General features: G+C 74.2%; 11 protein-coding genes and 2 pseudogenes. All 13 read left to right on the top strand.

Annotated elements, in window-relative coordinates; genetic code table 11:
* Positions 1-754: pseudogene (locus tag JNW87_RS27865) on the top strand (cell division protein FtsQ/DivIB); the annotation flags it as partial.
* A 261-nt stretch (positions 755-1,015) separates the two neighbouring features.
* Complete coding sequence (ftsZ, locus tag JNW87_RS27860) at positions 1,016-2,131, top strand: cell division protein FtsZ (protein ID WP_109805140.1); 1,116 nt, start codon at positions 1,016-1,018, stop codon at positions 2,129-2,131.
* A gap of 9 nt (positions 2,132-2,140) precedes the next feature.
* The gene (locus tag JNW87_RS27855; protein WP_109805141.1) at positions 2,141-2,893 is read left to right on the top strand and encodes a YggS family pyridoxal phosphate-dependent enzyme; all 753 of its coding nucleotides are present in this window, start codon (positions 2,141-2,143) and stop codon (positions 2,891-2,893) included.
* A gap of 193 nt (positions 2,894-3,086) precedes the next feature.
* A complete protein-coding gene (locus JNW87_RS27850) occupies positions 3,087-3,779 on the top strand; it encodes a cell division protein SepF (RefSeq protein WP_109805142.1) in 693 nt (230 codons plus the stop codon).
* A gap of 28 nt (positions 3,780-3,807) precedes the next feature.
* Positions 3,808-4,113: a YggT family protein gene (locus JNW87_RS27845; RefSeq protein WP_109805143.1), complete on the top strand. Its 306-nt coding sequence runs from the start codon at positions 3,808-3,810 to the stop codon at positions 4,111-4,113.
* Between the two features lie 43 nt (positions 4,114-4,156).
* Complete coding sequence (locus tag JNW87_RS27840) at positions 4,157-4,960, top strand: DivIVA domain-containing protein (protein ID WP_109805144.1); 804 nt, start codon at positions 4,157-4,159, stop codon at positions 4,958-4,960.
* Positions 4,961-5,033: 73 nt separating this feature from the next.
* Positions 5,034-5,762, top strand: a complete 729-nt coding sequence (locus JNW87_RS27835) for a hypothetical protein (protein WP_109805145.1) — start codon at positions 5,034-5,036, stop codon at positions 5,760-5,762.
* Positions 5,763-5,768: 6 nt separating this feature from the next.
* Positions 5,769-6,074: a DUF167 domain-containing protein gene (locus JNW87_RS27830; RefSeq protein WP_109805146.1), complete on the top strand. Its 306-nt coding sequence runs from the start codon at positions 5,769-5,771 to the stop codon at positions 6,072-6,074.
* A 22-nt stretch (positions 6,075-6,096) separates the two neighbouring features.
* On the top strand, positions 6,097-7,599 hold the full coding sequence (locus JNW87_RS27825) for a potassium/proton antiporter (protein WP_109805147.1): 1,503 nt from the start codon (positions 6,097-6,099) through the stop codon (positions 7,597-7,599).
* 231 nt (positions 7,600-7,830) lie between these two features.
* On the top strand, positions 7,831-8,250 hold the full coding sequence (locus tag JNW87_RS27820) for a TraR/DksA C4-type zinc finger protein (protein WP_007463005.1): 420 nt from the start codon (positions 7,831-7,833) through the stop codon (positions 8,248-8,250).
* Positions 8,251-8,316: 66 nt separating this feature from the next.
* Positions 8,317-8,940 carry a signal peptidase II gene (lspA, locus tag JNW87_RS27815; protein WP_109805148.1) on the top strand — a complete coding sequence of 208 codons (624 nt, stop codon included), beginning with the start codon at positions 8,317-8,319 and terminating at the stop codon, positions 8,938-8,940.
* Positions 8,937-9,881 (top strand): RluA family pseudouridine synthase, encoded by a 945-nt coding sequence (locus JNW87_RS27810; RefSeq protein ID WP_109805149.1) that lies wholly within the window; start codon positions 8,937-8,939, stop codon positions 9,879-9,881. The genes lspA and JNW87_RS27810 overlap by 4 nt, the downstream gene beginning before the upstream one ends.
* A gap of 37 nt (positions 9,882-9,918) precedes the next feature.
* Positions 9,919-10,377, top strand: a pseudogene (locus JNW87_RS27805) (hypothetical protein); the annotation flags it as partial.

The following is a 10,377-nucleotide window of genomic DNA, read 5'->3' as shown; positions in this document are numbered from 1 at the left end:
GGTGCGGCCGCTGGCAGTTGGTCCGTGCCGGCAGCGACGCGGTCCCGCCGTCCACCCGGCGGTTCATGGCCCGGGCCCGGCAGCGCCGGATGCGGGCGCCCTGCCCTGGGCGGTGGCGGCCGGGGTGTTCGCCCTGGCCGGGCTGGTCGCCTGGACCGTGCTGGGCACCGGCCTGTTCGGCGTCCGCGAGGTCCGGGTGGTCGGCGCGAAGCTGGTCACCCCGGTCGAGGTGCGGGACGCGGCGGCGGTCCCGGACAACCAGCCCCTGGCCAAGGTGGACCTGGCGGCGACCGCCCGGCGGGTCGGCGCCCTGGCGCCGGTGGAGCGCGTGTCGGTCTCCCGCGACTGGCCGGGCACGCTGGTGATCCGGGTGGTGGAGCGGACGGCCGTGGCGGCGGTGCCCCAGGGGGAGCTGTTCGCCGTGGTCGACCGCGCCGGCGTGGTCTTCCGGAGCGTGCCCCGGGCCCCGGACGGGCTGCCGCTGGTCCGGGTCGGCTGGCCGGGGCCCGACGACCCGGGCACCCGGGCGGGGCTGACGGTGCTCGCCGCGCTGAGCCCGCAGCTGCGCGCCGAGCTGGTCTCGGTGGACGTGGCCGGGCTGGCCCGGATCACGCTGCGGCTGCGGCACGACCGGACGGTGGTCTGGGGGGACGCCACCCGGGGCGCGGACAAGTCGCGGGTGGCGACGGCGCTGCTCGGTCGCAAGGCCGACACGATCGACGTGAGCGCGCCGGACGTGGTCACCTTCCAGTGATCCGCCGGTCGGTGCGGGGTGCGGCGGGGGGCGGGACGTGACTCGTCCCGCTATGGGCGGCGACACGCCGGGCGGGTCCTTGGCTCTCGGCGTGGAGGCGCTTACGTTGCCCCGAAGAGGATCAGTGGTTGACATAACTGTAAGCCTCTAGTAGAGGGTGAGGGTTTCGCCTCGCCGCCTCGCTGGGAACTGCGTCGACCGCTGGTCTGGCCAAGCCGTGTGGGGTCGGCCCATGCCAATCTCGAAGGGAAAGGACCGGAGATGACACCTCCGCACAACTACCTGGCGGTCATCAAGGTCGTCGGCATCGGGGGCGGCGGCGTCAACGCCGTCAACCGGATGATCGAGGTTGGGCTCAAGGGCGTCGAGTTCATCGCGATCAACACCGACGCGCAGGCGCTCCTGATGAGCGACGCCGACGTCAAGCTCGACGTGGGCCGGGAGCTGACCCGGGGGCTCGGCGCCGGGGCCAACCCGGACGTCGGCAAGAACGCCGCCGAGGACCACCGCGACGAGATCGAGGAGGTGCTCAAGGGCGCCGACATGGTCTTCGTGACCTGCGGCGAGGGCGGCGGCACCGGCACCGGCGGCGCCCCGGTGGTGGCGAACATCGCCCGCAAGCTCGGCGCGCTGACCATCGGCGTGGTGACCCGGCCGTTCTCCTTCGAGGGCAAGCGCCGCCAGGTGCAGGCCGAGTCCGGCATCGACGAGCTGCGCAACCAGTGCGACACACTGATCGTCATCCCGAACGACCGGCTGCTCGCGCTCGGCGACCGCAACATCTCCATGATGGACGCCTTCCGGACCGCCGACCAGGTGCTGCTCTCCGGTGTGCAGGGCATCACCGACCTGATCACCACGCCCGGTCTGATCAACCTGGACTTCGCCGACGTCAAGAGCGTGATGAGCGGTGCCGGCAGCGCGCTGATGGGCATCGGCAGCGCCCGGGGCGAGAACCGCGCGGTCGAGGCGGCCGAGGCGGCCATCTCCAGCCCGTTGCTGGAGCAGAGCATGGACGGCGCGCGGGGCGTGCTGCTCTCCATCGCCGGCGGCTCCGACCTGGGCCTGTTCGAGATCAACGACGCGGCCCAGCTGGTCACCGACGCGGCGCACCCGGAGGCCAACATCATCTTCGGCGCGGTCATCGACGACGCGCTCGGCGACGAGGTCCGGGTCACCGTGATCGCGGCCGGCTTCGACGGGGGCACGCCCTCGTACAAGGCGGCCGAGCCGGTCCGCAAGCCGAACCAGAATCAGCCGGCCCAGCCCGGCACGCCGGTCGCGCCGCCGGCCACCATGCCGGCGCCGCAGCAGTCGCCGCGCCGGGTGCTCTTCGACGACGTGGACGTGCCGGACTTCCTGAAGAACGGCTCCTGAGCCGCGCCGATGACGGAGACACCAGCCACGGTACGACCGGACCGGCGTGCCGAACTCGCGGCCGGGCTCGCCCGGGTGCGGGCCCGGATCGCCGACGCCTGTGCCGCCGCCGGCCGGGACCGTGCCGAGGTCACCCTGATCGCGGTGACCAAGACCTACCCGGCCGGCGACGTGCTGGCCCTGGCCGCGCTGGGCGTCGCCGACGTGGGGGAGAACCGCGACCAGGAGGCGGCCGCCAAGGCCGCCGAGGTGGCGGCGGCCGGGGTGCGACCGCGTTGGCACTTCATCGGCCAGTTGCAGCGCAACAAGTGCCGCTCGGTGGTCCGGTACGCCGACGTCGTGCAGTCGGTCGACAGCGTGCGGCTGGCCGGGGCGCTGGACGCCGCGGCGGCGGCGACTCCGGACCGGGAGCGGCCGCTGGACGTGCTGGTGCAGGTCAGCATCGACGGGGACCCGGCCCGGGGCGGAGCGCTGCCGGACTCGGTCGACCCGGACCGCGGTCTCGGCCCGGTGGCGGAGGCGGTGGCCGGCGCGGGTGCGCTGCGGCTGGGCGGGCTGATGGCGGTGGCGCCGCTGGGCTGGGAACCGGAGCGGGCCTTCGCCCGGCTGGGAGAGGTGGCGGAATGGTTCCGCCGGCGGCATCCGGCGGCGACCATGCTGTCCGCCGGAATGAGCGGGGATCTGGAAACTGCGATCGGATACGGCGCGACACATGTCCGCGTCGGCAGCGCGTTGCTCGGAATGCGCCCCACGCTGCGGTAGCCTGACCGCGAAAGAAGCAAATTACATCAGTGTTGTTCAGGAACGGCATCCCGTTGTGGGGGGCCATGGCGGGCGGACCGCGAATCGCACGCCAGGGGGATTGCTGATCCGGTCCGGTGGGCATCGTTGTCCACACGTGATCAAGCGACACGGCACGGGGGTGCGTGCCGCACGGCGGACGGAAGGGCGCGGGATGGGTGCACTGCGCAAGGCGGGGGTCTGGCTCGGTCTGGTCGAGGAGGACGACGAGCGGGCTTACGAGGACGGTGGCTACGACAAGGGTGGCTACCGTGACTCGCGCTACCGGTCGAGTCGTTACTCCGAGGAGTTCGCCGACGAGGAGGACGACGAGTCGGAGGAGCCGCCGGCCCGGTCCCGGGTCGGTGACCGGGGCCGGCTGACCGAGCGCGCCTCGAGCCGGGCGGCGGAGGCCGACCGCGCCGACGGCGAGCGGCCGGAGCGGGTCGAGCGGTCGAGCGTCCGGTCGATCACCCGGTCGGGGGCCGGGGAGACCTCGGGGGCGCTGACCTACCACACCAGGGACAACCTCGCCCTGGCGCCGCAGGTCCAGCCCCGCGAGCGGGCCGTGGTGGCGGAGGAGGAGCAGCGCTACCAGATCACCACGCTGCACCCCACCACCTACCGCGAGGCGCGCACCATCGGCGAGCACTTCCGCGACGGGGTGCCGGTGATCATCAACCTCACCGAGATGGACGAGGCGGATGCCCGCCGGCTGGTGGACTTCGCCGCCGGGCTGGCGTTCGGACTGCGCGGTACGATCGAGCGCGTGACCAACCGGGTGTTCCTGCTCTCACCGGCCAATGTCCAGGTCACCGCGGAGGACAAGGCCAAGATCGCTGAGGGCGGCTTTTTCAGCCTGAGCTAGCCCGCCCGACCGAGGGACGTCGCCTGCCGTGTTGTCGATCCTGTTCCAGGTGCTGTATCTGCTCGCCTATCTCTTCCTGCTTGTGCTTTTAGCCCGATTTGTCCTTGGAGCCGTTCTGGCGTACGGTCGCCGCTGGCAACCAGGACGGGGAGCATCGGCGGGACTGGAATCGGTGTGGAGCGTCACTGATCCGCCTCTGCGGACGTTGAGGCGTGTGATCCCACCACTGCGAATTGGTACCGTGAGCATCGACCTGGCCTCCCTTGTGCTCCTGGTTATCCTGTTCGTGCTGATGGAGTTCGTGTTAGATCCGCTGATCAGGAACTTCTCCTGACCAGCGCGCGCTTTCGCGGCCGCAACTGACCCGAGGAGTTTCGATGCCGCTGACCCCGGCCGACGTCCACAACGTCGCCTTCAAAAAGCCGCCGATCGGCAAGCGGGGCTATGACGAGGAGGAGGTCGACGCCTTCCTGGATGAGGTCGAGCGCGAGCTCGCCCGTCTGATCGAGGAGAACAACGAGCTGCGCGCCCAGGTGGAGCGCGGCGGTCGCGGCCCCGCCCCCGCCGGCCCCGGCGGCGACGCCCGTCTCGCGGCCGAGCTCAACGACGTCAAGGCCCAGCTGGACCGGGTGCAGCGCGACAAGGCGGCCGCCGAGCAGGCGGCCCGGGCGATGCAGGCCGAGCTGGAGCAGGTCCGCGCCCAGGGCGGCCCGGCCGCCGGCGCTGACGGCGAGCAGCAGGCGCTGCGGGTGCTGATGATGGCCCAGCGGACCGCCGACGACCACGTGTCGGACGCCCGCCGCGAGGCCGACCAGCTGCTCTCCGAGGCCCGCTCCAAGGCCGAGGAGGTCACCCGCGAGGCGCGCGCCAAGGCCGACGCGCTGGAGCGGGACGCCCGCCAGCGGCACCAGGAGGCCATGGGCGGCCTGGACGCCAAGCGCACCGCGCTGCAGAAGCACATCGAGGAGCTCAAGCAGTTCGAGCGGGAGTACCGCACCCGGCTCAAGGCGTACCTGGAGAGCCAGCTGCGGGACCTCGACGGCCGGGCCCAGGGCCTGGAGGCCGAGGTCAACCGCGCCGACGGCAATCGCTCCGGTGGCGGCAGCAACGGCCTCGCCGCCGCCGGCCTCGCCGGCTCGTACGGTGGCGGCCGCTCGGGCTCGCTCGAGTCCGGTCGCTGATCCCGGCGTCGCGGCCGTCCCCGCGACGGCCGCCGACCGCTCGCAGACCGACCCGATGCGGCGGGGGTGAGCCGTGATAGTCGCCAGCGTCCTGCTCATCCTCGTCGCCGCCGTGCTCCTGGTGGCCGGGTTGGCCGGCGGGTCCAGTGCGCTGCTGATCACCTCCATCGCGGCCAGCCTGCTGGCCGCCGTCGCCCTCGTCGTGGGTGCCCGCCAGGCAGCCGCCACCCGGGCGACGACGGACCGGGGCACCGGGCCGCGCAACCGCACCCGGACCGGTCCGGTCGGCACGCCGACCGGGTACGGCCCCCCGCCCGGGGAGCCGGGGATCCCGGTCCAGCACGTTCCTTCGACGGTCGGCTCCGACGGACCCGGGTGGCGGCAACCGCCCGAGCCGCCGGCGGCCGACCCGTTCGCCCCGCCGACCCAACGGGGTCCGCGCGCCGACGACGTGCCGCCGGGTTTCGACGACGCCCGGGTGGGCTTCGTCGACGTGCCGTCGCGCGTCGACGGTCCCTTCCTCGACTCGCCGGCGCCCACCTCGCCGGCCGGCGAGGGGCCGCTCCCGGACGAGCCGCCGGTCCAGCAGGTGTCGCCGGACGAGGCCGCGCGGGTCGCCCGGCTGGACGCGGAGGTACGCGTGGTGGACGGCCGGCCGCGCTACCACCTGGCCGACTGCCCGCACCTCGTCGGCCGCGACGACGAGCCGCTGCCCGTCTCCGAGGCGGTCGAACTGGGCTTCACGCCGTGCGCGTACTGCTCGCCGGACCTCGCCCTGCTCGACGACGCGCGTCCGGCCTGAACGCGGATGGCCGTGGACGAGACGCTCACCGTCGCCGTACGGGTGAAGCCTGGCGCCTCGCGGGCCCGGGTCGGCGGCCGCTTCGACGGACCGCACGGGCCGGCCCTGGTGATCGCCGTGAACGCCCCGGCGGTCGACGGCCGGGCCACCGAGGCGGCCCGCCGCGCCCTCGCCGACGCGCTGGGCGTCCGGGCCGCGGCGGTCTCGCTGCGCACCGGCGCGGCCAGCCGCGACAAGCTCTTCCTGATCGAGCGCCCGCCGTCGGAGCTGACCGGGGTGTTGCGCCGGCTGCGCGACGGATCGGCCGAGTGAGGGCCGCCCGGGCCGGCCGCGGATGAGCGCCGGGCTGGATCTCGCGCTGCTGCTCGGCGCGGCCGTCCTGCTGGTGGCGGTGGGTGCGGTGCGGTTCTCCACCCGGCTCGGGGTGCCCAGCCTCCTGGTCTACCTCGCGCTCGGGGTGGCGATCGGCGAGGCGGGCCTGGGCATCCGCTTCGACGACGTCGAGCTGACCCGGGTGCTCGGGTTCTGCGCGCTCATCGTGATCATCGCGGAGGGCGGGCTGAGCGCCCGGTGGAGCACCCTGCGGCCGGTGCTCGGGCTGGCCGCCGCGCTCTCCACGGTGGGCGTGGTGGTCAGCATCCTGGTCGTCGGGCTGGTGGTTCACCTGCTGCTCGGCCTGGACTGGCGGCTGGCGCTGCTCTACGGCGCGGTGCTCTCCTCCACCGACGCGGCGGCCGTCTTCGCCACCCTGCGCCGGCTGCGCCTGCCGCCCCGGCTGGTGGCCACCCTCGAGGCCGAGTCGGGCATGAACGACGCCCCGGTGGTCATCCTGGTGGTGCTGCTGTCCCGGGCCGGCCCCGCCGCCCACCCCTGGTGGTACGAGGTCCTCCTGGTCGGGTACGAGCTGGCTGCCGGCGCGGCGGTCGGGGTGGCGGCCGGGATCGCCGGCCGGTGGGCGCTGCGCCGCGCGGCGCTGCCCTCGGCGGGGCTCTACCCGATCGCGGTGGTCGGTTTCACCGTGCTCGCGTACGCCGCCGGAGCGGTGCTGCACGCCTCCGGTTTCCTGGCCGTGTACGTCGCCGGGGTGCTGCTCGGCAACGCCCGGCTGCCGCACCGCCAGGCGATCCTGGGCTTCGCCGACGGGCTGGCCTGGCTGGCCCAGATCGGCCTGTTCGTGCTGCTCGGCCTGCTGGTGTCGCCGGGCCGGCTGGACGCCGCGGTGCTGCCGGCGGTGGTGGCCGGCCTGGCCCTGGTGCTGGCCGCCCGCCCGCTGTCGGTGGCGGTCTCCGCGCTGCCGTTCCGGGTCCGCCTGCGGGAGCAGGCCTTCCTGTCCTGGGCCGGGCTGCGTGGAGCGGTGCCGATCGTGCTGGCCACCATCCCGCTCTCCGGGCGGGTCCCGGGGGCGGACCGGCTCTTCGACGCGGTCTTCGTGCTGGTGGTGATCTTCACCCTGGTGCAGGCCGGAACGCTCGCCCCGGCGGCCCGCCGGCTCGGGGTGACCGCCCCGGCCGAGGCGGCCGAGATCCGGGTCGAGACGGCCCCGCTGGAGCGGATGCGCGCGGACCTGCTCCAGGTCGAGGTGCCGCCGGGCTCCCGGCTCGGCGGGGTGCACGTGGACGAGCTGCGGCTGCCGGTGGGGGCCTCGGTGACCCTGGTGCTGCGCGACGGGGCGGGTTTCGTGCCCGGCCCGGACACCCGGCTCAAGGTCGGCGACAGCCTGCTCATCGTCGCCACCGCCGAGGTCCGGGACGAGGTGGAGCAGCGGCTGCGGGCAGTCAGCCGCCGGGGCCGGCTGGCGCGGTGGTTTGGCGAGTACGGCGAGGACCGGGACGGATAATCTGCTAGCGTTCCTTTTGCCCTGATTGGTGGCTGTTCGGGGCTGAATCGCGGAGCAACGGTGCGGCACGTTGTCGGACGCCTGTACGTTCCGTATTCTTGCCACCCTCCGGAGTGCGCGGCCATGGTCGCCGTGCGCCCCTTTTCGTACACGGGGGACACCCAGTGCGGTGGCCCCTGCCCAAGCACCGCACCGCCGACCGCCGCGCATCCGCGGCCGAGGGAGCTGACGATGGCGAAGCCAGCCGATACCAGGACCGCCGGCCGCAAGCCGGTGGCGAAGGCCACCCGCAGCGCGGCGGAGACCGAGAAGATCCGGGCGGCCCTGGCGGCCCGGCGCGACGAGCTGCGCGCCGAGTACGATCAGACGCTGAGCGAGATCACCGAGCTGCAGCGCGACCGGCTGACCGACTCGGCCGGGGACGACCAGGCCGACACCGGCACCAAGACGTTCGAGCGCGAGCAGGAGATCTCACTCGCCAACAGCATTCTGGAGCGGATCACGCAGGTCGAGCGGGCCCTGGAGCGGCTCGACGAGGGTGGTTACGGCTGGTGCGAGCGGTGCGGCAACCCCATCCCGGTGGAGCGGCTCGCCGCCTTCCCGTCGGCCACCCTCTGCGTGACCTGCAAGCAGCTGGAGGAGCGGCGCTAGGCCCGCTCCCCGGCGGCGGAGTGGAGACGGTGAGGGATCACCGCCGAGAGCGTCGATGGGGAGCAGATGACCGCAGCACCGCCCGCTGGAACCGGCACCGCTGAGTCGGGCGGCGGCACGCCCCGACGCCGGGCGGTCGGGGTCCTCCTCGGCGTCGCCCTGGTCGCGCTCCTGGCCGACCTGGTCACCAAGCAGCTCGCGCTGACCGCGCTCACCGGCCGGGGGCCGGTGTCGCTGCTCGGTGGCACGGTCTACCTGACCCTGACCCGCAACAGCGGGGCGGCGTGGAGCATCGGCTCCGGCCACACCTGGGTCTTCCCGCTGATCACCATCGGGGTGATCGGCTGGATCGCCTGGATGGCCGCGCGGCTGCGGTCGCTGCCGTGGGCCGTCTCCCTCGGCCTGGTGCTGGGCGGGGCGCTCGGCAACCTCACCGACCGGATCTTCCGCGCGCCCGGCCACTTCGTCGGGCACGTGGTCGACATGATCAGCCTGTTCGACCCGTACGGGCAGGTGTGGCCGGTGTTCAACCTGGCCGACAGCTCCCTGGTCTGCGGCGTGGTCCTGGCCGTGCTGCTGGAGCTGACCGGCCGGCAGCGCGACGGCCGCCGGGCCGCCGCCGAGCCGGCCGGCAGGCCGGAGTCCGGCGACGGCGCGGCCACCGGCAGCGAGCAGCGGGGGCGGGCATGACCTCGGCCTTCGCCGCCGGCGGCGACCACCGCTCCCTGCCCGTGCCGGAGGGCCTCGACGGCATGCGGCTGGACCAGGCCGTGTCCCGGCTCTTCGGGCTCTCCCGGACTGCCGCCGCGGCCCTGGTCGAAGCCGGCGACGCGTTGGTCGACGGCACCGTCCGGGCCAACTCGCACAAGGTGAAGGCCGGCTCCTGGCTGGAGGTGACCCTGCCCGCCCCGGTCGCCCCGCCGACCGTGGTCCCGCAGGCCGTGCCCGGCCTGACCGTGGTCCACGCCGACGACGACATCGTGGTGGTGGACAAGCCGGTCGGGGTGGCCGCCCATCCCAGCCCCGGCTGGACCGGCCCGACGGTGATCGGCGCCCTCGCCGCGATCGGCCACCGGATCTCCACCAGCGGCGCCGCCGAGCGGCAGGGCGTGGTGCACCGGCTGGACGTCGGCACCACCGGGATCATGGTGGTGGCCAAGAGCGAGCAGGCGTACACCGCGTTGAAGCGGGCCTTCAAGTACCGCGAGGTGGAAAAGCGCTACCACGCCGTGGTGCAGGGCCACCCGGACCCGCTGCGCGGCACCATCGACGCGCCGATCGACCGGCACCCGCACCACGACTACCGCTGGGCGGTGGTCAGCGGGGGCAAGCCGAGCATCACCCACTACGACACCCTGGAGGCGTTCCCGGCGGCGAGCCTGCTCGACGTCCGCCTGGAGACGGGGCGCACCCACCAGATCCGGGTGCACTTCTCGACCCTGCGCCACCCCTGCGTCGGCGACATCACGTACGGCGCCGACCCGACCCTGTCGGCCCGGCTCGGGTTGAGCCGGCAGTGGCTGCACGCCCGCTCGCTGAGCTTCGCGCACCCGCGCACCGGCGACGAGGTCACCTTCGTCAGCGACTACCCGGACGACCTGGCGCGGGCGCTGGAGATCCTGCGCGACTGACCCGGCCCCGCCGACTCGCCGACCGCCCGACGAGGGGATGACCCGTGCCCGCCGACCGATCGCCGCGCCGCGGGCTGCCGAGCGCGCGGTGCTGACCTGGGTGGCGCTGCTCTGCGCGGTGGCGGTGCTGCTCGCCGCCGCCCGGGCGGGGCGGCGCGAGCCCGTCGGTGACCGGACCGTCGGCGAGGTGACCCGGGTGGGCGTGGCGGCCGGCGACCCGGTCCCGGCGTACCTGCGCGCCGCCGCCGACGAGCTGGCCCGGCTGACCGACGCAGGAGGGCCGGCGACCGGCACGTACGCGCTGGTGTCCTTCGCGGCGTACCTGACCCCGCAGCGGGTCGCGGCGACGCTCGGCGGGACGCCGGTCTCGGCGGTGGTGGCCCGGGTGCCGCTGCCCGGCCGGCAGACCGAGATCGTCCGGATCGCCGCGCTGCGCGTACCGCAGGACGTGGTCGCCGGGATGGGCGAGGTGGCCGCGCGCAAGGACGGGGAGGCC

The organism is Micromonospora sp. ATA51, from assembly GCF_016802855.1.
In the GTDB taxonomy this organism is placed as follows: domain Bacteria; phylum Actinomycetota; class Actinomycetes; order Mycobacteriales; family Micromonosporaceae; genus Micromonospora; species Micromonospora sicca.
The sequence above is the reverse complement of the archived record's forward strand: the minus strand, read 5'-3'. Positions and strand labels throughout refer to the sequence as shown.